General features: G+C 40.0%; 20 protein-coding genes and 1 pseudogene. 1 reads left to right on the top strand and 20 read right to left on the bottom strand.

Annotated features, from left to right (window positions below):
• Positions 1 to 10 precede the first annotated feature (10 nt).
• A complete protein-coding gene (locus ACM0OZ_RS22280) occupies positions 11 to 211 on the top strand; it encodes a hypothetical protein (protein WP_414584995.1) in 201 nt (66 codons plus the stop codon).
• A 348-nt stretch (positions 212 to 559) separates the two neighbouring features.
• Here ACM0OZ_RS22280 and ACM0OZ_RS22275 read toward each other — a convergent pair whose 3' ends face one another.
• From ACM0OZ_RS22275 to ACM0OZ_RS22180, 20 genes and pseudogenes are all read right to left on the bottom strand, one after another.
• Positions 560 to 811, bottom strand: a complete 252-nt coding sequence (locus tag ACM0OZ_RS22275; protein ID WP_414584994.1) for a hypothetical protein — start codon at positions 809 to 811, stop codon at positions 560 to 562.
• Between the two features lie 98 nt (positions 812 to 909).
• Complete coding sequence (locus tag ACM0OZ_RS22270; protein WP_414585017.1) at positions 910 to 1,347, bottom strand: RNA-guided endonuclease InsQ/TnpB family protein; 438 nt, start codon at positions 1,345 to 1,347, stop codon at positions 910 to 912.
• A 7-nt stretch (positions 1,348 to 1,354) separates the two neighbouring features.
• A complete protein-coding gene (locus ACM0OZ_RS22265) occupies positions 1,355 to 1,981 on the bottom strand; it encodes an RNA-guided endonuclease InsQ/TnpB family protein (RefSeq protein ID WP_414584993.1) in 627 nt (208 codons plus the stop codon).
• A 63-nt stretch (positions 1,982 to 2,044) separates the two neighbouring features.
• Positions 2,045 to 2,695: an IS607 family transposase gene (locus ACM0OZ_RS22260; protein ID WP_414584992.1), complete on the bottom strand. Its 651-nt coding sequence runs from the start codon at positions 2,693 to 2,695 to the stop codon at positions 2,045 to 2,047.
• Between the two features lie 85 nt (positions 2,696 to 2,780).
• Positions 2,781 to 3,275, bottom strand: a pseudogene (locus tag ACM0OZ_RS22255) (class I SAM-dependent methyltransferase); the annotation flags it as partial.
• A 5-nt stretch (positions 3,276 to 3,280) separates the two neighbouring features.
• Positions 3,281 to 3,580, bottom strand: coding sequence for a hypothetical protein (locus tag ACM0OZ_RS22250; protein WP_414584991.1), 300 nt, complete (start codon positions 3,578 to 3,580; stop codon positions 3,281 to 3,283).
• Positions 3,581 to 3,611: 31 nt separating this feature from the next.
• A complete protein-coding gene (locus ACM0OZ_RS22245; RefSeq protein WP_414584989.1) occupies positions 3,612 to 4,997 on the bottom strand; it encodes an oligosaccharide flippase family protein in 1,386 nt (461 codons plus the stop codon).
• Positions 4,998 to 5,106: 109 nt separating this feature from the next.
• Positions 5,107 to 6,066, bottom strand: a complete 960-nt coding sequence (locus tag ACM0OZ_RS22240; protein ID WP_414584988.1) for a glycosyltransferase family 2 protein — start codon at positions 6,064 to 6,066, stop codon at positions 5,107 to 5,109.
• Between the two features lie 119 nt (positions 6,067 to 6,185).
• Positions 6,186 to 7,169, bottom strand: coding sequence for a glycosyltransferase family 2 protein (locus ACM0OZ_RS22235; RefSeq protein ID WP_414584987.1), 984 nt, complete (start codon positions 7,167 to 7,169; stop codon positions 6,186 to 6,188).
• A gap of 1,093 nt (positions 7,170 to 8,262) precedes the next feature.
• Complete coding sequence (locus ACM0OZ_RS22230; protein ID WP_414584986.1) at positions 8,263 to 10,149, bottom strand: glycosyltransferase; 1,887 nt, start codon at positions 10,147 to 10,149, stop codon at positions 8,263 to 8,265.
• An 81-nt stretch (positions 10,150 to 10,230) separates the two neighbouring features.
• Positions 10,231 to 11,355 carry a UDP-galactopyranose mutase gene (gene glf, locus ACM0OZ_RS22225; protein ID WP_414584985.1) on the bottom strand — a complete coding sequence of 375 codons (1,125 nt, stop codon included), beginning with the start codon at positions 11,353 to 11,355 and terminating at the stop codon, positions 10,231 to 10,233.
• Between the two features lie 116 nt (positions 11,356 to 11,471).
• On the bottom strand, positions 11,472 to 13,517 hold the full coding sequence (locus ACM0OZ_RS22220; RefSeq protein ID WP_414584984.1) for an HAD family hydrolase: 2,046 nt from the start codon (positions 13,515 to 13,517) through the stop codon (positions 11,472 to 11,474).
• Positions 13,518 to 13,627: 110 nt separating this feature from the next.
• Complete coding sequence (locus ACM0OZ_RS22215) at positions 13,628 to 14,623, bottom strand: ribose-phosphate pyrophosphokinase (RefSeq protein WP_414584983.1); 996 nt, start codon at positions 14,621 to 14,623, stop codon at positions 13,628 to 13,630.
• A gap of 40 nt (positions 14,624 to 14,663) precedes the next feature.
• Positions 14,664 to 15,944, bottom strand: coding sequence for a glycosyltransferase (locus tag ACM0OZ_RS22210; protein ID WP_414584982.1), 1,281 nt, complete (start codon positions 15,942 to 15,944; stop codon positions 14,664 to 14,666).
• 32 nt (positions 15,945 to 15,976) lie between these two features.
• The gene (locus ACM0OZ_RS22205; RefSeq protein ID WP_414584981.1) at positions 15,977 to 17,107 is read right to left on the bottom strand and encodes a glycosyltransferase; all 1,131 of its coding nucleotides are present in this window, start codon (positions 17,105 to 17,107) and stop codon (positions 15,977 to 15,979) included.
• Positions 17,108 to 17,180: 73 nt separating this feature from the next.
• Complete coding sequence (locus tag ACM0OZ_RS22200; RefSeq protein WP_414584980.1) at positions 17,181 to 17,918, bottom strand: class I SAM-dependent methyltransferase; 738 nt, start codon at positions 17,916 to 17,918, stop codon at positions 17,181 to 17,183.
• A gap of 35 nt (positions 17,919 to 17,953) precedes the next feature.
• The gene (locus ACM0OZ_RS22195; RefSeq protein WP_414584979.1) at positions 17,954 to 19,204 is read right to left on the bottom strand and encodes a polysaccharide ABC transporter ATP-binding protein; all 1,251 of its coding nucleotides are present in this window, start codon (positions 19,202 to 19,204) and stop codon (positions 17,954 to 17,956) included.
• A gap of 28 nt (positions 19,205 to 19,232) precedes the next feature.
• Positions 19,233 to 19,376: a hypothetical protein gene (locus ACM0OZ_RS22190; protein WP_414584978.1), complete on the bottom strand. Its 144-nt coding sequence runs from the start codon at positions 19,374 to 19,376 to the stop codon at positions 19,233 to 19,235.
• Positions 19,373 to 21,247: a glycosyltransferase gene (locus tag ACM0OZ_RS22185; protein ID WP_414584977.1), complete on the bottom strand. Its 1,875-nt coding sequence runs from the start codon at positions 21,245 to 21,247 to the stop codon at positions 19,373 to 19,375. Before ACM0OZ_RS22185 ends, ACM0OZ_RS22190 begins: the two co-directional genes overlap by 4 nt.
• Before the next feature lie 280 nt (positions 21,248 to 21,527).
• Positions 21,528 to 22,355 carry an ABC transporter permease gene (locus ACM0OZ_RS22180; RefSeq protein WP_414584976.1) on the bottom strand — a complete coding sequence of 276 codons (828 nt, stop codon included), beginning with the start codon at positions 22,353 to 22,355 and terminating at the stop codon, positions 21,528 to 21,530.
• Between the last annotated feature and the right edge of the window lie 168 nt (positions 22,356 to 22,523).

The raw sequence follows: 22,523 nt of genomic DNA, 5'->3' as shown, positions 1-22,523 counted from the left end.
TATCTAAACGATGACAACCAAAAAAGGGCAAAAAAGAATAAGAAATATACCGATATTACATGACGAAGTTAAAGCGAAAAGAACCGTGTTATTAACTCCTACAGCTTGGGCAAGTATTAAGGATGAGGCAAAAAAACGTGGTATTAGCGCAAGCGAATTAATAGAAGAGTGGGGGCGGCGAATAAATTCGCCTGCGGGCTTATCCCCATAAATGGAATTTAGGGGCTTGCGCCCTTCAATTTCCGGTCAACTTCTCACTCAATGTTTGAAGTATTTGCAGATTTTACGGTTAATCGATAAAAATAATGTATAATATAATAACAAAAAGTGTGCCAAAAATTTTGTAATTATATATACTAGCATTTACGCCACAGGCAGTTATTCAGCATTAAAATTCTTGCAATAATAATCTGCTTTGAGGGTATTTGGAACCACAAATACACACGAGATAAACACTAGTTATTCATCGGTGTCCATCTGTGTCCATCTGTGGTTTCATTTTCATACAATTGACGAGTGCAACAAACACCATGGCAGGTTTATTCTTCCACGGAAATTGTCAACGGTAAGGTTTTGGTTTCGCAAGGAAGACATCGGTGCTGTAGAGTAAGCTAACCATGCCACCCTGATCAGAAAACTGTGCGTGCAGTTGTTGCAAGTCAGAGATAAGTTGTTGGAGTACTGATCCAGAACGCGGTACAATCGAGTGACTCTGTGTTAAACCAATGAGCCCGGTTAAATCTACATCTTGTTTATAGGGAAACACATAGTGTTTTATATCAACTAAGTGATAACTGGCTAGATATTCCACTGTAGTACGATACTTCTGCTATATAAAACCTAGACAAGTCTAGACATTTACTTCTTTCTTCATGGGGAGCATGGGAGCGGTTAGCCCTCAGAAAGCATTCACGCTTTAGCCAAACGCGATACGCCACATGCTTCAAGCCGGGAAACCCGTCCAACGCAGTGGCTCAGATTGATTGCGGCATTCAAATCCCTGTCCATTACGTGTCCACAATGTTTACATTCGTAGACGCGTTCATTTAGAGCCAGGGATTCTTTCTTGCAACCGCAATTACTGCAAGTTTTGGATGATGGATACCATCTATCTGCCAAAACTAGTTTGCTTCCAAACTTCTTGCATTTATAGTCAAGTTGTCGCTTGAATTCGTAGAATCCGCAATCAGCAATGGATTGAGCAAGCTTATGGTTTTGCATCAGTCCCGAAACATTCAAATCCTCGACTACTATCACAGCGTGGTTTTTGCATAAGTAGTTGGTGACTTTATGAAGTGAATCTTTGCGAATGTTTGAAACGCGGTTATGATGCTTCGCTAACTTGATTTTTGACTTATGACGATTGTTGCTGCATGCAGGTTTTTCGTGCCAAGGCTTTGGACAATCGTTTTAACTTTTGGATACTTTTTTTATAGGCTTTTGGATTTGGAAACGTAACGCCAGTACTGAGTGTAGCTAGTTCTTTGATTCCCAAATCCACACCTACAACATCTACAGGTTTTTGCGTAGACTCGGTTTCTACTTCATATGCGAATGCGATATACCAGTCATCAGCTATCCGAGATATTGTTACCTTGGTAGTCGTTGCATGAGGCAATCCTTCATAAGTTTTGACCCAACCAATAGTAGGCAGCTTGACGCGCACACCACCCACAGGAATAGGTTTTCCGCCTGCGTCAACGGTGAAAGAATCGTGTTGACCTTTTTTCTTAAACTTTGGATAACCGCCTTTGCCCGAAAAGAATCTAGAAAAAGCGTCACCTAGTTGCTCAAAGGCGAATTGAGTAATCTTTTGACAAATACCTTTCTCTTTAATCCATTCAAACTCAGGTTTTACATGGTTGTTAAAGAACTTTTTTAGAAGGTATTTGTTTGGCTTGAACCCATCGTTGTACAAGTTCTGCCAAGTCGCCAAACCCCAGTTGTAGGTAAACCGCGCGATACCTGCGTGCTTACTCATTGTAGTTTTTTGTTCGCTTGTCAGTTTCAACTTAGTTTTGATGGATAAAAGCATTGTTCGACCTCAACACTGTATTTCTTTCTTGTCTGATTCTGTCAGTTCTTGTATAGGTTTGTCAATAGCTGCTTTGAAGCAATCTTTGATTTCTTTAGAGTAATTTCTCAATCCGTACAGTCGGCAGGAAAAGCAGTGAATGATAGCCATCAGGTCTTCCACGAGTTCTTGCTGTGGAGATAACGATTCTTGATTGGCAACGATAATTTCACAACCAACAGACGTTGCTAATTCTTGAATAAACTCAAAAGCAAATCGGCACAGCCTATCTTTATGCGCTACAACCAAAACGGAAATTTCGCCTTTAAGCATTGACATAATGATGACTAAAAACTTTTTACGCTTAAAGTTTAGTCCGCCTCCTATTTCCGAAACCCATTCATTTACTGCTAATCCTCTTCCCAAACAGAATGCTTCCATCGCAGTAACTTGATTTTTTAGTTCAGGCTTTTGTGCGTTTGACGAGACGCGACAATAAACTACGACTTTTCTATTGGTTTCTAAGGGCTTCAATCCTTTGGCAATTAATAAATCATCTTCGGTGTAATAACGATGATCAGAAAGCGTTCTTTTAGCTGGCAGCCTGCCTGACACGTCCCAGCGTTGTAGCGTTTTGACTGAGACTCCAATTTTTTTTGCAAATTCGCTTGGCTTGTACATACATCACTCATAGACCAGTTATGACGATGAGTGTAGAGCATTGTCTAGGTTATTGCCGACTTAGGACAAACTCATTGGAAGGCAAATTTGCCGCTTCCAGTACCAAGTCAATATAATTAGCTGTAAATTCGTCATTTTTATCCCACTCATTCCAAACTGCAGCCAGTCTTCCCGACGGTTTCAAAATGCGGTGAAATTCGAGAAGAGTTGGTTCCGGGTTGAACCAGTGGAAAGACTGGAAGCAAGTTATTAAGTCAACGGAAGCATCGCTTAAACCTGTAGCTTCGGCTGTTGCTTCGCGAAACTCCACTAGAGGATTGGGTTCAGCCGCTTGTCTCATGTCGGTGTTGGGTTCAATTGCTAAGACACGTACTCCGCGTTCAGCAAGAAGCCGCGAGGAAATTCCTGTCCCAGCGCCCACGTCTGCTACTATTGGGAACTGTGTTTCCAATCCCTCTAAGATGAAATCAATTGCTGCTGCTGGGTAACTTGGTCGATATTTTGCATAGTCTGATGCAAGATCGCAAAATCTACTGAGTGGATTCCAGGTGTACGGCGGCGTTTCTTCTAAATCAGACATAATCTTCAAAACGCTGTCGGTAATGGATGACTGGGATGTGATTTCGGCTGACGCCACAAGGTCATCTTTAATTCCTCGCAATAGCATTCCCAGCCACGACTTTCGATTTCATGATTGCATATCCAATCAAAAATTCGTCGTGCTTTGGCGATCGCCACTTCTTGGGATGGATAAATACGGGGGCTTGGACAAAAGACTTCTCCACTAATGTGGATTGCGGCAATTTGCCAGTAGTCGCTCCCCTCACCTTCAGGGATGACTTCTAAAAATCCGTCTTTGAAAGGCTCAATGACTCCTATATTCATTCAACATTAACTTTGACTTTATATACAGCCTTTAAGATTTCAAAATTTGAAAATAGCCAATGAGGCTGTTTCTCTCTTTCGTTGAAAGCAGTGGAAGCAGTAGCAACACAAAAGATGAGTAACGGACGACTTCGTTGACTGTACTTAAAATTAGAACAGCAATTGATATGGTAAACCAACCAAGAGCTACTGTGTAATTTGGACTACCTATTTCTTTAGCTGTGTATATATGGAGAACTATATAACTAGCTAATGCAGCTATCTCAGCCCAGCCATAGCCCATCATCCCCAAGTACGGTACCAGCAAAAAGGCACCTCCGGCAAAAAGCGCTATGTGTGCCGCATGAAACCAAGTCACCTCAAGATTTTTACCACACAGATAGAGGACTGACGAATGCAGATTGAACATGGAATTGGCAAGATAGCCAATTGCAATCAACGGAAAGATTTGCAGCGCTGGAGTCCAATCTTTACCAAAAACGAGCGGTAATACCACAGGAGCTGCTATTGCAAACCCTGCCATCGGTAAACCAACGGCTAGCGCTTGTAGACGCATTCCTTCCTCAACACTCTTGCGTAGGCGAGTTTTGTCATTTTCTAACTTAGCTAGCGCCGCCATAGCCAAACGCCAGGTGACAGCCTTAGCAAAGGCAAGCATTTCTACAAGGCGAATGGCTAAAGCCACAAATCCAACAGCTTCAGCCCCAGCGAAACGTCCGACAATCACTGGATTGACTAGCGATCGCAATTGCCAAAGCCAACCTGCAAAGGATAAGCTCAGACCATACCCCAGCATTTCCCGAATTAAACTAGGCTTCCAGCACAAGCGCGGGCGAAGACTGGTACTATAGACAGTCAATACAACCATAGTTATTTGCTGCAGCCACAAACCACCGACAGGTGCCCAAGCACCAGCCCCTCGATTTGCAAGGGGTAGCGCTACCACATAGTAACTAATTTGGCTGATTAACTCAATGAAGGCTACACGCTGAAAATTTAAGTCACGGTCTAGTTTAATTGTCAGGGGCAGATTTAACAGAGAAAGAGGTAATGTTAAACCCATGACTGCTATAAGCGGTGCTACTTCTGGAAGCTTAAGCATCTGGGCGATAATGTGTTGCCCCAGTACAAGACTGAGTGCAAAGACGCCGCTAATACATAGCAACAGGGTAAAGGCTTGGTCATAATCCTGTTGGTCTGGGTTGGATGTTTTACGTAGTAAATAGACATCCAAGCCCCATATACCCAAACCGCCGAGGAAGCTGACAATGCCATAAGCGACTCCATAAAGTCCGTACTCGGTCGGTCCAATGACTCTAGTGATGAATAATACACCAATTAAGCTGAGTAAGATACCCAAAGCTTGACGTATGACCATCAAGGCTCCGCCCTTGATGACTTTACTACGCAATCCCACGGCTACTCCAAAAATGAATGAGTTTTACTTTTGCATAAAATTCCGAATTCAGAATCTCCCTACAGAAGAATTCAGGATTCGGAATCCTGAATTCTGAGTTGTTTATGAATCATGTAGCACGAGCGAACAAGCGTCGGCGTAGGTTACGATTAAAAGACCGTATTCTGTCGTATCCATTAGGTCCGAGCAACCAAAGCACCGCGATCGCTACACTCAAGCGGATAAACCGTGGACTGAAAAGGAGTTGTGGGTAAAGTGCAGCTGCTTGACGACTAAAATGAAAAGCTTGTTTGTAATCTTGTGTATCTATAGATCTCCAAGCTAAAAAGATATACAATCGACCATAGCTTCGGGGTCGCAGATAGAGAATGTCTGTGGGCAAAGAACGATAGGTTTTCTCAATTAACTGGCGAAAACCTCTGAACATGGATTGGCAATCTTTTGATTTGTTGTTTGGGTGCATACGATATCTCACCAAAGGTTCTTTGACCACGCCATAGTGATAGCGAGTCGCAATACGTATCCACATATCCACATCTTCAATGTAGCTCTCTCGGTCAAATAAGCCCAAGGTGTCGAAACAAGAACGACGAATCATGGGTGAACTTCCACAGCAAACAGAACTGTCACATGATTCCACAACTTCCTTGTAGACATCACCTTCTTTATCATGCTTCATGATTAAGCCTGTAAGCTTGCCATTTTCCTGTATAAAAGCAGTCCATGTATCTACTAGACCCACCAAGGGATTATTATCTAAGCATTGTGCTTGTTTTTCTAACTTAGTTGGTTCCCAAATATCATCAGCATCTAAAAAGGCAATGTATTCGCCTTTAGACTCAACAATACCCGTGTTTCGTGCCGCAGCTGTGCCTTGATTTTCTTGTGAAATCAGTCTGACTCGCGGGTCTGTGATTTGAGAAGCCCATTCAACAATTCCATCGGAACTGCCATCATTAATAATTAATACTTCAAAATCTGTAAGTGTCTGCTTCTGAACACTCTCCAGAGTTTCTGGGAGATATTTCATGGCATTATATGCCGGAATAATAACAGTAACTTTGGGCATAGTTCTAAATGTTAGTTGTTGGTTGTTAGTTGTTGCTTGTAGAGACGCTTTCATTCAGCGCGTCTCTACATTTGTTAATTGTTTTTACCCACTACCCACTACCCACTACCTACTATCTACTAACTATTACCTATTTCCCATTGTCCATTAGCCGATGATGTACGTCGCCGCAGGACTTGGGTAAGTGTTTTCACTCTGTCATAGGTTTGAGCACCGAATGTTTTTAAGAGTGTTAAAGCTACGCTTTGGCGGATGAAGTCCCAAGAAAAAATAAGTAGCGGACGATGAGCAATAGCTTGATGATTAAAATGAAACGCTTGGTCGTAATCTTTATTGTTAATAGCTCTCCAAGCTAAGTAGAGATTAATACGACCATATCCTTTCTCTCTTAAAGGCAGTAATTCTGCGGGTACAGACTCAAAAGCGTTCTCGATAATTGTCCGAAAAGCTTCCAAAGTTCCTTGACAATTTGTGGACTTGCTACCAGGATGTTGGCGATAGCGAACCAAGGGTTCTTTGATAACTGCAAAGCGATATTGGGAAGCAAGGCGAATCCACATATCTAAATCTTCAAGAAACGGTAATTCTTGGTTAAATAACCCTACCGTTTCAAAACAAGAGCGACGAATCAAGGGTGTACTGTCACAAGGACATATCGGTTTAAACTGGACAAGTTGCTTCCATACGTCGTTTTTGTCTGCATAGGAAACAACAACTTTCCCTGTGGACTTACCTTGCTGGTTAATTAAAACTGTCCACGTATCTACTAAACCTACTGATGGATTTTCTTCCAGGTAACGGACTTGCTTTTGGAGTTTGGTTGGCTCCCAAATATCATCAGCATCCAAAAGTGCGATATATTCTCCAAGAGCCGCAGTAATCCCTGTGTTTCGTGCTCCAGATGAACCTTGGTTTTGTTGCGAAATCAGTCGAACTCGCGAGTCTTTGATTTGAGAAACCCACTCTAAAGTTCCATCAGAACTCCCATCATCAACAATCAGTACTTCAAAATCTGTAAATGTCTGCTTCAGAACGCTCTCCACAGCTTCTGGGAGGTAAGCCACAGCATTGTAGGCTGGGATAATGACAGAAATTTTCGGCATATCAAACCCCTATGTTTCACCATTCATAATTAGCTAAGGTTATAGTTCCCCAGCAGTCTGACAAATGCACAAATCCACAGTGGGATATTCTTCAACCCTTCATTCCTCCTGCTGGGGGCAAAGGACTAAGAACGGTGGATATGAAAGCACTGGTGAACACGAGTTTCTACGTACGGATTGTGCGTGGAGAATGTTGCCTCGTAATATGCCACCGTAGCAAACGATTTACTATTACTCATTTTTATACTATTGTAACCCATATTCCGCACCCAGTGGTGTCACACAGTATAAGCAGTAGGCAACTGAAGTCAAAATCAGTATGTATCTACTACAACAAGAGAGAATGATAAAGAGGTGCGATCGCCCGTAGGGTTGAGCTCAGTCCATCCCACCCGAACGGTTCCAGCGCACCCCACTGTTTATTAGTTTTATTTTTTACTATTTGCCTAAGTGATAATATTAGGTGCGGAATCTGGGTCAGAAAACCGACTCAATACTGGTCAACACCCCTGCCTAAAGGCGAATATCCTGGAATCTCCAAAAAGGTAACTATAACCGTTAAGAGACAAAAAGGAAAATGCGCCGAATGTGGACTAAGCTTCCATCCAGACGACCTAATAGAAATCCATCACAAGAATGGAAATCCCAGGGTTGGGTCACAACGATTGAAAAATCTGCCAGCCTCCTTTTAATGCCCTATGAAAAATCTTGATTTTGTATACCATTTTACAGTTCTAGCGATTTTTCCGTCAACAACGTTGATTCTAAACCCGTTAACTTGTAATGAGGCACCGCAGTTTTTACAGGTGAAATGAAGCGGACAATCGACTGGAAAACTTAGTTGCCATCCACCTACACTGTCACGACCAGATACACGGTGGTATAGGTAATCTTTCAACTCAGCTTAGTACCCTTTGACTTGCGGTCAACTTGGAGAGGAGCCGGATGAAGGGCAAACTTTCATGTCCGGTTCCTACGCCTTGCATGGGGGGTGACTTCCATGCTTAGGTTAACGGTTCAACACTCTGATTACTGAATCGGCGTTCTAGTACACAGCCAGAATATCCAGCGCCTACAATCAGCCAATCTACTTTCATGCAGCTTCTCCTGGCTTGGCATAATTTGGCTGTTGAGACTTGGTGTCACTATGAGGTTGAAGGTAATCCTGCCAAAATTGAATAGAAGTCAAATCGTTGGCAGCTTTTTTCCACTCTGCACGGACGTCTGACCATCTCAAACGACTTCTGAGCGCAGATTTAACCCAGGCAAATAAAATATTAATACCAGCTTGATTATCTAGCTCATTTTGATATATTTGAGGATTGTTTTCCATAGTAAAAATAATTTTTTTCTTAGCAAATCCTTTACAAAAGGGGTTAGACAAGGGGTCTCTTTCTTTTGAGCTAAATCGAATGACTGCTGTCTCATCCCTAATGAAAAATTTCGGCAGGAAATGACCATTAAGTGTCAACAAACTTACCAGGTTTTGTAATTTTTTTGCTTTAGTAATTTGAGATCCTTCACTATTCAAGCTAGAATTAGCCAGTATAGTCTGGCTTTTATGACTTTTACTAAATTCAAAAATCCAAGAATGCAAAATCTCCGGGTCATGACTTCTAATGAAACTGGGACCTTGCATATAATCTTCAAAACCTTTGAGAATCATTTGTGCAGAATTATAATCAAATATTAATAAGTGATAAATTAAAGTTCGTGTCAAGAGTTTAATTGTATCCAAATATTCCAGGGAACTATGAATTGCATGAACTATGAGCCGATTACGATATTCGTAGTAAAGATCCCAAACAGGCTTTTTAGCATAAAATGGTTCATGCCACACAGCTAAAGATGGAAAAGCCACTATCCCATTCTTAAGATTCTCGTTGATTCTTAAACCAAACTCTAGGTCGTCTGTTTTAATAAACAAAGGTAGCGGTAATCCAATACTTTGCACAACTTCTTTAGAATAAGAAAAAAACCAAAATCCTCCATAATCTATATTTTCTTCTAACAACAGTAAGTTCAGTGAGGTAGGGTTTCGTAGATCAAGATTTTGCTTTAGACCAGTGAGTGTGAATGGACGATGTTGAAGGTTTCCTTCATCATCAAAGTATTTGTTGTATAATGAACCTGCTTCATACAAAATGTGTTTTTTGTATAAATCCAGCATACTGCCAGCTACGGCGAAATCCTGCTTCGCATACTCATATAAAGGAAAAAGCCTGAAGATAGTTTCACTGTCTAACTCTACATCGTCATCCATAAACAAGAAATGGGTATGAACGCCTTCGTGCAATGCCTCAATCAGTCCTTTAGTAAAACCCCCACTTCCACCTACATTTCGATTAGAGATGAGTTGAACCCTAGAGTCTTCAAAATCACTTTTATTTAGAGTTTTGCCATTGTCAACTACAAATATTTTAAACTTATTATTTTGTAAAAAATTGTCCTTTAAAATAGTATTAACTGTCTTTTTGACATAAGCTTCTTTTTTATATGTACAAATGATAATACCTAATGAAACATCCCTAAGTTTTTCTTGTGCAGTGACAACTAACCCTTCTGTAAACAAACCTTGTTCACTCAGGCAAGTTATTTCCAGATAAATACGACCAGCTTGTTGGTTTTGATTAAGAACTGGCAATAAGACTTTTATGTAATCTGATGTTTGACATTGATACATTTTTTCCTTATAAATAAGTTGTTTAGCACTCTCCTGATAGGTCTCTCGGTATGCAGAAACTTCAAAATCGCCTTCAAGCTTTAGTAAGTAGTACAGTGAGCTAACAGTTGTGTATTTTGTATAGAATTGTTCATAAATTGAGTTGAAGTAAGTGTTGAAAGATAGAGTACTACCTTGGTGCAAACTAATCTGTCTATTCTTAGTTAGAGACTCTAGAGAAAATGATTGATCTAATTTGATATATAACTCAAAAGTTTCTGCTGTTTTCGGCAATTGTACTCGGCTTAATACTTTCATCTGTCTCCTCCCTTTTCTGGTTGTTTTCTGTTATTGCGTTGCAATCCGTTCAGATGTAGTGTTATCAAGCCAGCGGTCAATTTACTTACCTGCTATGTCTTTCTCAAATACACCAAGCGCCCGAACTACTGCTTGATCCATGTCATAGTACTTGTAATCTCCAAGTCGTCCTGCAAACAGTACTGAACCGTTGAGTTTCTCGACTTCTTTGAGGTAAAGCTCTAGGCGTTCACGGTTCTCTTCACGAGGAATTGGATAGTAGGGGTCGTTTTTCCCTGGTACATAAGCTTGAGGATATTCCATCACTAAAGTCGTTTTTGGTAAAGTTTGCCCCGACAAATACTTCTGCTCGGTGATGCGGGTGATATCGTACTCGTTGGGGTAATTGACTGTACCGACTTCTTGATACTGCTCTTGGTCTAAAGTCTCGAACTGAAAGTTGATGCTACGATAAGGCAGTTCCCCATACATATAATCGAAGAAAGTATCAATTGGACCTGTGCAGAGTAGTCGGTTAAACTTAACGTCGTTGATAATTTCGCGGTAATCTGTATTGAGTAGCACCTTAATATTGGGGTGAGCCAGCATTTTGCGGAACATCTCAGTGTAGCCAAGCTTGGGCATAGCTTGGTAGGAGTCTTGGAAGTAACGGTTATCCCGACTAATGTAAACTGGAACACGTCCTGTGACTCCCCGATCCAATTCCTCTGGTTTCAGTTCCCACTGCTTAATTGTGTAGTTGAGGAAAACCTTTTCATAAATATAATCAGCGAGAAAAGTGAGGTCACCACTTGCACTCTCACGTAGTTTCAAAATGGGTACTTTGACTCCAAAACCAAAGTTCTCTAAAAGTAAACTCTCCAGCTTCTCTGCATATTTTGGCGGAAAAAGAGCGTAGAGAGAATTGAGATTAAAAGGTATGGGAACTTTCTTGCCATCTATGACTCCAAGGACATGGTGAAAGTAATGTCTCCACTCAGTAAATTGAGACAGATAATCCCAAACTTTTTTGGATTTGGTGTGAAAAATGTGGGGTCCGTATTTATGTACTAGGATGCCATGCTCATTGTAGTAATCGTAGGCATTACCACCGATGTGATCTCGTTTTTCTACAATTAGTACTCGTTGTGCTAGTTGAGTTGCAACTCGTTCAGCTATGACACAGGCAGAGTATCCAGCGCCTATGATTAGCCAGTCAAATTTCATGTGATTTCTCCCTTTTTAAGGCTAAATAGAGGTTTGGAACTTTCACACTAAAGTGAAGATTGTTTTCTTTCCTCAGGTTTTAACTCACTGAACGAAGACAACAGAACAAGGCGACACTAGGCGGTTTTCACGACTTTCGATATAAGAGCACGTCTAAATTTGCCCAAGGTTTTCCTGATTTTAAGAATCGTGCTATTTTTCGTGTTGTTTTTCAATTTAAAGAATTTTCTGATAATAGGGTGACTTCTGGCGACTGAAGCATGAAACCAGACATCTACATGTGGATGTTTACCAGAAAGGAGTAGTCTCCACCAGTCAGCTAAATTGTAGATAGGTGCTAGTTCATAGAAGGCATTTTCAGTGATATCTCCAGACATGACAAAGGAGCCAAACACTTGGGCTTCTTGAGGGGAAGGATTTAGGACAAATTCTTTTGCCAAAATTTCAGATGCTTTTAGGAAAAGTTCAGTTGTACATTCTTGCTCACTTAAATTGGTCGTGATTTGCTTTGCAAATTCAACGGCAGCGCTTTGCAGAACATATAATCCCCAATTAATTGCTTCTTCGTTTTTTAGGGAACGAAGCACGGGAATATACTGCTCGCCAGATCGCTCGTAGCTTAAAGTACTACCGTGATCTGCTGCAAGGAAAAGCTCATAAAGGCATCTGTACCCACACATAAGATAACGATCGCGATCGCCAGACATTGTGTCTACATCATAGAAATAAGCCAGTAAACGATCATTTTGAAATGACTTAACCCGAGTCTCAAGGGCAAAGTAAAAACCACAAACGCCAGATTCTGGATAGAAACCAGCAATGTTCAGCAATTTACTAAAAGAGCGTTGTGTGCGTCCACTCCAACCAATATCAACAAACCCAAAGGGAACTCCATCACCTAACCCTTCCTGACGGAAGTAGCCAATCACTTTCTCACGATAGCCAGCAGCAGTTGAGATGATAAGTTCACTCACTTCCTTTTCGCTAACAATTTGCCTCAGTAAGTCACGTTCGTGCTGCTTAAGATTAACATCCCATTTCTCTGCTGGAAAACCATAGCGGCTTAGGACATCTTTAATTTGATCTGGTGATATCTTAACCCGGGTACAAATGGAACGAATGGATACAAACTGAGTATCAACCTTAATTAGAGACAATATCCAATCAAGTTCAACTTCGCCAATCTCTTGAATAGCGGGTAGGTGCCATGCTTGACGAGAACCGTAGAAGTAGCGGCAATCGATTGTAAATCCCCAATTCTGGGACATCACTTGAGCAATTTTTTGCAATATCTGCCCATCTCTGGCAACAAAGTAGAGTCTTTGAATCCCTCTTTTTTGCGCTTCTACTAAACACCAGTAAACAAAACCGAACAACATTGGAGCAATGACACTTGCTGTTGTATCCCAAATAACTTGTTTATGGTGAGTTGTTTCTTGAGATTGCAAACGTGTCAGTCTGCTAGCTCCAGCAAGCAAGGATCTAAACTTTAAGGGAAGCTGAGTGGTATCGGCTATTTGTCCTTCGTAGCGATTAAGGTGGGCTTGAGTAAAAGATTCACATGGAATACCAAGTTTTTTGGGAACTTCTACATCTGCATGTAGATTATCACCGACATGATACAACTGAGATGGTTGAAGTGATTCTTGTGCTAAACAGTGTTGAAATAATTTGCCAGTTCCTTTATTGATCCTTACCTCTGATGAAACGTACAAAGTACTGCCAGGTGTCCAGACCTTGTTCTCTTTCAATAAATTCCGAATCGCCTCTTCAGGTAGATACATATCTGAAATATAGATGATTCGTTGGTTTTCTTGATAGAGCGATTGAATTTTCTTTTGGGTTGCTGGTACTGGACGTAAACTCAATAACTCAATTTCTAGTTCCTTCTGTTTTGCCTTTTCAGTTTCATCATTTGACCAGTTTAAGGAACGAGCAAGCTGTGCATATATTTCTTCTAGTGTGACTTCATAAACTGGTCCAGTCTCTCTTATAATTCTTTCCGCCTCCATTCTCAGTTGAGACCAAGATTCTGGCGAAATTTGAATGAGATTGTCTTTGTGCAGTTGATAGCCTAATTCCCAGAAGAGGTCGGTTGGTTTAGCCCAAATCCGAACAATGGATGTATCAAACACGTCAAATGAATAAACTATCTTTTTCATCACAATTCCACTGATGTTCTTAGGTATTCAACGAAAAGTACAAGGCTTAACTTATTTGTTGATTGACTCTTTTACTCAGGTAACTGAGTGTCTGTATAGAAATTTTTGATTTAGTTATGAAACATACTGCTTACAGAACTCTCTTTATGAATGCGGAAGATTGTCTCACCGATGAGATTAGCAACAGACAATACTGTCAATTGTGGAAAGCGGTTCTCGTCCACAATGGGAATGGTATTTGTAACGATGACTTCTTCAAGGTAACCGCTTGATAGACGTTCAATCGCTGGTGGTGAAAAGACTGCATGGGTTGCACAAGCATAAACTTGGCGTGCACCTTCCTTACGAAGCACTTTTGCCGCTTCGGTAATGGTTCCTGCCGTGTCGATCATGTCATCGACAAGAACAGCCGTTTTATCTTGTACGTCACCAATGACATTCATGACTTCAGCAACATTGTGTGCCTGACGACGCTTATCGACAATGGCAAGCGGTGCATCGTTGAGTTTCTTAGCGAATGCTCGTGCCCGCGCTACTCCGCCTACATCAGGGGAAACGACAACGATATCAGAAAGTTGCTTACTTTGCAGATAATCTAGCAGGATGGGAGAGCCGTAGACATGATCCAGTGGAACATCGAAGAAGCCTTGAACTTGAGATGAGTGCAGATCCATTGCTAGAACGCGATCGGCACCCGCTTTGGTAATTAAGTTTGCTACTAGTTTAGCTGTAATCGATTCCCGTCCAGCTGTCTTGCGATCTGCTCTGGCATAGCCAGAGTAGGGCAACACTGCTGTGATTTGCCTTGCCGAAGCGCGACGACACGCATCAATCATGATCATCAATTCCATGAGGTGATCGTTGACTGGACGAGATGTGGGTTGAATCAGATAAACGTCGCAACCTCGGATTGATTCTAGAATTTGAACATAAATTTCTCCATCAGCAAACCGCTTACAGACTGTAGGAGTCGGTTCAATGCCAAGATATTGAGCAACTTCTTGAGATAGTGGGAGATTGGCTGAGCCAGAGATCAGGCAAAGACGGTTATTTTCTGCAGCGATTGAGGTAGTGGTTGAAAGTGTGAGAGTTGGAGTGAAAACCATATCATTCCTCAAATGTGTTTTTTGTAACGCAATGCTTGACCTATTTGTTTATTACAGGTTCAGCCTCTACAAGAGACTGTATGCATATTTTCGGCAATGAATGCTTAAAATCTTGGTAGAGTTGCAGATGCCTCTCAACAAATGCAGCCTTTGAAAAGTTATTTTCAATATCCTTTCTTGCCTGCTGGCCCATTGCTTCTAAATTGACGGACAGTAATGCTTGGCGGAGGGCTTGATTGAGTGCTTGCTGATTAGTAGGCTCAACTAGGATACCATTGTGTCCAGTCTGTATCATCTCTGGCACGCCCCCCGTAGAAAAACCAACGACTGGAGTAGATCCAGCCATTGCTTCAAGAACAGTGAGTGGTAAGTTATCAGCAAGAGAACAAAAAAGCATAATATCTGCTGCAGAGTAAACTTTAGCCAAGAAGCTAGGGTCTGAAATATAACCCATTTCTCTAAACTCAAGTCCCTCTAATGCCTGCTTCAACTCATCGTTGCAAAATCCTACAATTAGAACAAATGGAGACAAATCGCGCACACTTTGAAGCGCTGTCACTGCATACTTCACACCCTTACGAAGATCATCGAGTACGTGTGCTGATATAACAATTACTTTACGACTTTCTGAAATATTTAAATTAATTTTTATTTGTGTCTTTGTGACAGAAGGAAAAGGTTTTAAATCAATAGCATTTGGAATAACTGTAGGTGAAATTTTAAACTTGAGAGCTTGTTGAGCTTGTTGAACCATCCAGTGACTAGGAAATATGTAGCGAATATTGAAGTGCCTAGAAACCCATCTTTTAATTGCCTGAACTTCTCTTGTACGATCCGGAATTTTATCTTTATGTTTACCCGCAGGTAATTGAGGACACTGGTGACAATGAGTAGTAAACTTTTCACATCCCATTGGGTACAGACAGCCACCAGTAAATGCGGAACAGTCATGTACTGTGAAAAAAGTAGGTTTGCGTCGAGAAGTTAGAGCTAGAGTGACCGGAGATATGGAAGTATATAGATCGTGAAAATGGACAATATCGTAATTATCAAGAACTCTGCTCAGGTTCAACCAGTATTCAACAGGCAACAGCTCACGAAAACCGTATTCGTTAGTAGTTTCATGAATCCCTTTACAGAGCTTGAATCTACGACCTCCTGCATAAAGACTTTGCTGGAATGAAAGAGGTTCTTTGCAGTTAAAGGCAACAAAATGATCGGTTGGGTACCCTGCATCATTTAACCAAGTAGCGAGATCCTCAGCAACTCTACTTGCGCCTCCACCATTTCTATCAGACTTGCTAACAATAGCTATCTTCATTTGTAAGGGATAGTTACTATGTCTAAAGTTAATCAACTAGAAGAAATAATTTTGTACAATAACTTTTCAAGATTTACTCGATAAAGTGAATCAGAATATTTCCTTTTGAAAAGGAGCTTATTTTCCTCAATTGCTTGTTGGTTAAATTGCTTTTTGACAATTGATTGAGAAAGCAAAGCATTCGTTAGATTTTGTACTGTAGGTTCTCCAATATCGATAATTCCTTTTGATTTTTCTTCAGCCAATTCTCTATGACCAAAGTTGGTTGAAATGAGCAAAGGAGTTCCTATAGACAAAGTTTCTAAAACACTTAAATCAAAGTAGCTCTGACGGTTACAATTTATAACGTAGTCACAGTTATATATCCAATCATGTGGTGAATGACTAAACCCTATGTCAAATATACCATCTTCCTCTATCTTTTCACCGTTTCCCAGCACAATCAAATTTATATCTTTCCTTTGAGCATAAGCTTTCTGGAATGACTCTCTAATGATGTCAAACCCTTTAATTCTATTTCTTCTACCAACATATAAAAGTTGTATGTTTTGGTTCAGTGGATAGTTTTTTAAATCTTTAACTTCTTTTGCTCCCGAGGTTAAGTAATAGATGATAGACTTAGGAGAAATGAGTGAAGCATAAATCTTAGTTGAATCGTAGTTTGGAAAAATTAGGATATTTGCTCGATTAAAAGCATCTCGTTCTGCTTCTTTGCACCATTCAACATCTTCCTGTGTAAATTTTGGTTGTAAAGAGGCTATTTCCTCCGAAGGTAACTCAGGGCAGTGGGATTGTAATAGAATTATTTGTGAAGGATGAATTAAAGGTAGACAGGATTTGAGTTGCCAAACGTCATGGAAGTAAATAAATTTATATTTAAGAGCTTGAATGCTCTTAAATATTTGCTGGGCATTTATACACCAATCCTTAAATGTATAAGTTCGATTGAGACCAGCCGCCTCAATTTCATATGGTTTCTTTTTGAAATGGCTGTTTAATTTATTAAGTAACCTTCTTTTAAAGGAAGTACGAATAGTCGTAGAATTTAGCTCATAGTACTTAGAGTTATGTCCTAGTATATTCTGAGCCAAGAATCCGCTTGGACCTCCATCAGTAAGATTTAGAAGATAATTATTGAAAATCAAGACTTTGTCTTTTATCATTGCCATTTTTTCCTCAATATTTTTTGATTATCTTCGTTATTGAATATTGATATTAGTTAAAAATAGTTATGACTTAACTCTTAACAGCAAGAATTTGAAAACATGAAGCCAATCTATCAGAGTAAGTTTTCGAGTATTTTGAAGCTAAGAGTAAAGGACGTAGCAAAATCATACGCATCACCATGTATATCAGGTTGCTTTTATGATGCAACCAAATCCAAACTACCCAATAAAGGGTGTGATACACTGTAAAGCGACCTTTTACTGATAAAACTGAAAAACCATTATGTTCCACAAGCCTTGTAATACCATCCTTGGTATAACGCTGAAAATCAGTTGGACACTTATGTTCGGGTTGGAGAAATGGAATATCTAAAATGAGATGACCACCATGTTTGAGAACTCTGTAAAATTCTGGAAGCACTTCTTCTGGATTTTCAACATGCTCTATAACCCCAATACAGATAATAACGTCAAATAAATTATCCTCGACTGGAATTTTATGCAGAGGTGAATATATTTGTATATTGTTTCTGGTGTCACCAGGATAATAAAGATCCTGATTCACCAACTCCCCATCTACCAAATGAGATAAGTCTCGCCACCCAGCTCCCGCATTCAAAACCCTTCCCTTTAAAAGGTGTTTGTGTTCGCCGATATCAGCCTCTATACTTTGCTTATAGACCGCTGATTCCGTAGGCACAAGGTAGCGATACGTGAACTTTAAACAATTTTTTGCAATTGTTAGCAATTTTGTAGCAATGGCTTTAGGCTTTTCAGCAATGTCTTTAATGGTGATTAATTCGCTCATAGATACAAAGTATGATAGTAGTGATTGCTGCGGAATTATGAATTTGTGTGCGCTTGAACTTTTGATGTCCAACTTCCTGAAAATGCCAGGATTCCCCTGTACGTTGTACCTCGAACTTCTAACGCGCTATTTCTATACATTTTGAAGGAAGTCAGGTAATCATCTTGGTCATACACCTGAGTGTGATTCCACATAGCTCCTTCAACTCGGTACTCACCAGTAGTCAATAAGTTAATAGGCAGTTCAATCTTTAGTTCACTCAATCCTTTAGGTAGCTCTTCCAAACTATCCAAGGCTGATGAGGATAAAATAGGAATATCATGTTTGTAAACAGTAAAACCAAGATTCAAGTCTCTATTGTCTTCAACATATATTTGAAAATTTAGATACGCTTTTTTATCCAAGTCTAGTATTTCTAAATTTTCGCCATTTTCGTCTTGTATACTAACTTCAATAAACCGAGTACCATACTTTTTTGATTGTCTTGATTTATGGTCAATCCACATTTTTAAATATTCATCTGCTACCATATCGATCTCGCCAGTTAACACAACTTTCCCAGAGTTCAGAAGTACTCCTGTAGAACACAAAGAGCGCATCGCTGCCATATTATGGCTAACAAACAATACCGTCCGTCCTTCCTTTGTTGTCACGTCCCCCATCTTCCCCAAACACTTTTTCTGAAACTGGGCATCTCCTACTGCCAAAACCTCATCTACAATGAGGATTTCTGGCTCTAGATGAGCAGCAACTGCAAAAGCAAGCCGCACATACATTCCTGAGGAATACCGCTTAACAGGCGTATCTAAAAACTTTTCAATTTCTGCAAATGCTACGATTTCATCAAACTTGCGTTGAATCTCCGCCTTGCTCATCCCCAAAATTGCGCCGTTGAGAAATATATTTTCCCGTCCCGTCAACTCTGGATGAAAACCCGTTCCTACTTCCAATAAACTGGCAACTCGCCCCTTAATCGTGATAGAACCTCTTGTTGGTTCTGTGATTCTACTGAGAATTTTCAGCAGTGTTGATTTCCCTGCCCCATTGCGCCCGATAAAACCAACGCAATCGCCCTGTTTAATCTCAAATGATACATCCTTCAGTGCCCAGAACTCCTCCTTGGTTACCTCTGCTTCTTTCTTGGCACGGGGGTTAAGTGCAGCAACAAGGGATTTTGCGGCATTTGTCATTGCCCCACGAAATGTCTTGTAACTAGCAGCTTGTTCCTGATGTGCTATGAAGTACTTCTTACTTAAGTTTTCAACCCGAATTATAGAATCGGACATCTGCCTAACTCCTACCTCCACTACACGCCTAAATCACGTCAGAAAAAGTACGTTCCCTCTTGCGGAAGTACCAAATACCGCTGAGCACTCGTTGTACCAGTTCTTTTGCAATCCCTTGAACCAGTACATAGACTGAATATTCAGCTCTTACAATCAGCCAATCTACTTTCATGCAGCTTCTCCTGGCTTGACGTAATTTGGATGTTGAGACTCCGTTTTATTTTGAGGTTCAAGGTAATTCTGCCAAAATTGAAGAGAGGTCAAATCCTTGGCAGCTTTTTTCCACTCTGCACTGACATATGACCATTTCAAACTACTTTTAATAATAGATTTAATCCAGGCGATTAAAATATTAATACCAGCTTTATTATCCAGTTCATTTTGAGAAGATACAAGATGGTTTTTCTTGATGAAGATAACTCTTTTTTTAGCAAAACCCTTACAAAGGGAGTCTCGTTCTTTGGAGCCATATCGAATGATTGCTGTCTCATCGCTTATTAGAAATTTCGGGAGGAAATGACCATTAAGCGTTAACAAACTAACCACTTTTTGTAATGTCCCTGCTTTAGTAATTTGATAACCATCACTATTTGAGATAGAATTAGTTAGTATATTCTCGCTTTTATGAATTTTACTGTATTCACAAATCGAGGAATGCAGAAGCTCAGGATCATGACTTCTCATGAAACTAGGACCTTGCATATAATCTTCAAAACCTTTGACAATCATTTTTGCTGAATTATAATCAAATATTAATAAGCAATCAATGATATTTTTGGTTAAGGTTTTTATTGTCTCGAAATATGTAAACAAATTATGAATTGCATGATTTATAAGTTGGTTACGATATTCGTAGTAAACATCCCAACCAGGGTTTTTAGCATAAAATGGATCATGCCACACAGCTAAAGATGGAAAAGCCACTATTCCATTCTCAAGATGTTCGTTAATTCTTAGACCAAACTCCATGTCATCTATCTTGATAAAAAAGGGAAGTGGTAATCCAATAGTTTTAACAACTTCTTGAGAACAACAGAAAAACCAAAATCCTCCATAATCTATATTGTCTTCCATCAAAAGTAAGTTCAATGATGTGGGATTTCGTAGATCAACATTATGCTTTAAACCAGTGAATAGGAATGGATGATATTGAAGGTTTCCTTTATCGTCAAAGTATTTATTGTATAATGCTCCTGCTTCATACAAAATGTGTTTTTTGTGTAAATCAAGCATACTGCCAGCTACCGCAAAATCCTGCTTCGCATACTCATATAAAGAAAAAAGCCTGTAAATAGCTTCACTGTCTAACTCTATATCGTCATCCATAAACAAGAAGTGCGTATAAACGCCTTCCTGCAACGCCTCAATCAGTCCTTTAGTAAAACCGCCGCTTCCACCTACATTTCGATTAGAGATCAGTTGAACCCTAGAGTCTTCAAAATCACTCTTGTTTAGAGTTTTACCATTGTCAACTACAAAAATTTTAAAGTTTTTACCATGCAAAAAACTGTCTTGTAAAATAGCATTGACTGTATTTTTTACATAAGCTTCTTTTTTGTATGTACAAGTGATGATGCCTAATGACACATCTCGATGCTTTTCTTGTTCAGTGACAACTAACCCTTCTGTAAACAAACCTTGTTCACTCAGGCAAGTTATTTCCAGATAAATGCGACCAGCTTCTTGGGTTTGCTTGAGTTCTGGTAATAAAATTTTCACATTATCTGAGAGTTGGCATTGCTGAAGTTTCTTACTTAAAATAAGTTCTTTTGTACTTGCCTCATATCTTTCCCGATAAGCAGAAACTTCAAAATCACCCTCAAGCTTAAGCAAATAGTAAAGTGAGCTAAGAGTTGTATATTTTGTATAGAAAATTTCGTAGATTGAGTTGAAGTAAGTGTTCAAAGATATGCTACTACCTTCAGACAAAATAATTTGGCTGTTGCTTGCCTGAAAATCTATAAATGTGCCAGCATCCAACTTCATGTAGACTTCAGAAGTTTCTGCTGTCTTAGGAAATGTTACTCTGCTTACTACTTTCATATACTTTCCACCTTTTCATTATGTTTCCATTTGTCGTTTTAATCATTTCAGTTCTTCACATCACCCATGAACTACCTAGTATTTCATGAAATCTAATGTTCGTAAGTTAACAATATCATTAACTTAGAGCCAAGTAGTGGAAGTATATTGTTAGGAAAATGTTGGTTAATGACAACCTTGATGCAGGCTTAAATGAATTATTCTGAGTTATTAATTCATGTGATGACACTAATCATGTTTAACTGAACCTTCTGTCTTACTCTCTACCTCCACCAAATACCTAAATGACATCAGCAAAAGTGCGTTCCATCTTGCGGAAGTACCAAATACCGCTCGCGAGTAGTAGAACCACTACAACTAGAGACAGTGCAAATCCAGGTAAATATATCCCCGACTCTCCGCCCAAAATTGCCCAGCGGAAACCGTCGATGACCCCTACCATTGGGTTGAGTGAATACAGCAAGCGCCACTGTTGCGGTATTTTACTGCTGCTAAAACCTACAGGAGAAATGTACAGACCAAACTGCACTATAAATGTCACGATGTAGCGGAAGTCTCTATATTCCACAGTCAAAGCCGCTAGCCACAATCCCGCCCCTATTGCCGCTGCAAAGGCAACTACAATAAACACCGGCAGTGTGAGGATGCGCCAATCGGGTACAAAGTTGTAGTAAGCCATCAACCCAAGCATTATCATGCCAGAAATCATGAAGTCCACAAAGCTGACAATTACGGCAGAAGTTGGCACAATCAACCGGGGAAAGTAGACCTTAGAAAGCAGGTTAGCGTTGTTAACTAAACTGTTGCTGCATTCGGTCAGCGCACCAGAGAAAAACTGCCAGGGTAGCAGACCGGCAAAAACCATAATGGGGTAAGGCGCATCACCCTCTGAGGGTAGCCCCGCCACATCTCTAAACACAACGGTGAACACTACCATTGTCAGAAAGGGGCGAATTAATGCCCATGCCATCCCAATAGCCGTTTGCTTGTAGCGTACCAAAATATCGCGCCATGCCAGAAAGTAGAATAACTCTCTGTATCTCCATAGGTCTTTCCAGTATTGGCTCTCTGTCTGACCTGCCTTAATGGTGAGTTCTTTAGTGTTCATCTACTTACCTATATTTTATATCAATTAGACACACTGGTATTTGTGAAAAGTAAGTTAATAAGAAATTTCGGAATAAACTATGTTGTTGTCACTTATTTAAGAAAATCATTTTTTATCATAAATAATCAAATTATCAGAGAAATATTTTGTGATTAAGCTGTTCAAAAA

Origin of the sequence: Scytonema sp. PCC 10023 (assembly GCF_963920835.1) — a bacterium.
GTDB lineage: Bacteria > Cyanobacteriota > Cyanobacteriia > Cyanobacteriales > Nostocaceae > Kalymmatonema.
The sequence above is the reverse complement of the archived record's forward strand: the minus strand, read 5'-3'. Positions and strand labels throughout refer to the sequence as shown.

Excerpts from the sequence above, each read along its gene's own strand:
- ACM0OZ_RS22280 (WP_414584995.1), top strand. The coding sequence starts at position 11 with ATGACAACCAAAAAAGGGCAAAAAAGAATAAGAAATATACCGATATTA.
- ACM0OZ_RS22265 (WP_414584993.1), bottom strand. The coding sequence starts at position 1,981 with ATGAGTAAGCACGCAGGTATCGCGCGGTTTACCTACAACTGGGGTTTG.
- ACM0OZ_RS22260 (WP_414584992.1), bottom strand. The coding sequence starts at position 2,695 with ATGTACAAGCCAAGCGAATTTGCAAAAAAAATTGGAGTCTCAGTCAAA.
- ACM0OZ_RS22250 (WP_414584991.1), bottom strand. The coding sequence starts at position 3,580 with ATGAATATAGGAGTCATTGAGCCTTTCAAAGACGGATTTTTAGAAGTC.
- ACM0OZ_RS22240 (WP_414584988.1), bottom strand. The coding sequence starts at position 6,066 with ATGCCCAAAGTTACTGTTATTATTCCGGCATATAATGCCATGAAATAT.
- ACM0OZ_RS22235 (WP_414584987.1), bottom strand. The coding sequence starts at position 7,169 with ATGCCGAAAATTTCTGTCATTATCCCAGCCTACAATGCTGTGGCTTAC.
- ACM0OZ_RS22230 (WP_414584986.1), bottom strand. The coding sequence starts at position 10,149 with ATGAAAGTATTAAGCCGAGTACAATTGCCGAAAACAGCAGAAACTTTT.
- glf (WP_414584985.1), bottom strand. The coding sequence starts at position 11,355 with ATGAAATTTGACTGGCTAATCATAGGCGCTGGATACTCTGCCTGTGTC.
- ACM0OZ_RS22220 (WP_414584984.1), bottom strand. The coding sequence starts at position 13,517 with ATGAAAAAGATAGTTTATTCATTTGACGTGTTTGATACATCCATTGTT.
- ACM0OZ_RS22215 (WP_414584983.1), bottom strand. The coding sequence starts at position 14,623 with ATGGTTTTCACTCCAACTCTCACACTTTCAACCACTACCTCAATCGCT.
- ACM0OZ_RS22210 (WP_414584982.1), bottom strand. The coding sequence starts at position 15,944 with ATGAAGATAGCTATTGTTAGCAAGTCTGATAGAAATGGTGGAGGCGCA.
- ACM0OZ_RS22205 (WP_414584981.1), bottom strand. The coding sequence starts at position 17,107 with ATGATAAAAGACAAAGTCTTGATTTTCAATAATTATCTTCTAAATCTT.
- ACM0OZ_RS22200 (WP_414584980.1), bottom strand. The coding sequence starts at position 17,918 with ATGAGCGAATTAATCACCATTAAAGACATTGCTGAAAAGCCTAAAGCC.
- ACM0OZ_RS22195 (WP_414584979.1), bottom strand. The coding sequence starts at position 19,204 with ATGTCCGATTCTATAATTCGGGTTGAAAACTTAAGTAAGAAGTACTTC.
- ACM0OZ_RS22190 (WP_414584978.1), bottom strand. The coding sequence starts at position 19,376 with ATGAAAGTAGATTGGCTGATTGTAAGAGCTGAATATTCAGTCTATGTA.
- ACM0OZ_RS22185 (WP_414584977.1), bottom strand. The coding sequence starts at position 21,247 with ATGAAAGTAGTAAGCAGAGTAACATTTCCTAAGACAGCAGAAACTTCT.
- ACM0OZ_RS22180 (WP_414584976.1), bottom strand. The coding sequence starts at position 22,355 with ATGAACACTAAAGAACTCACCATTAAGGCAGGTCAGACAGAGAGCCAA.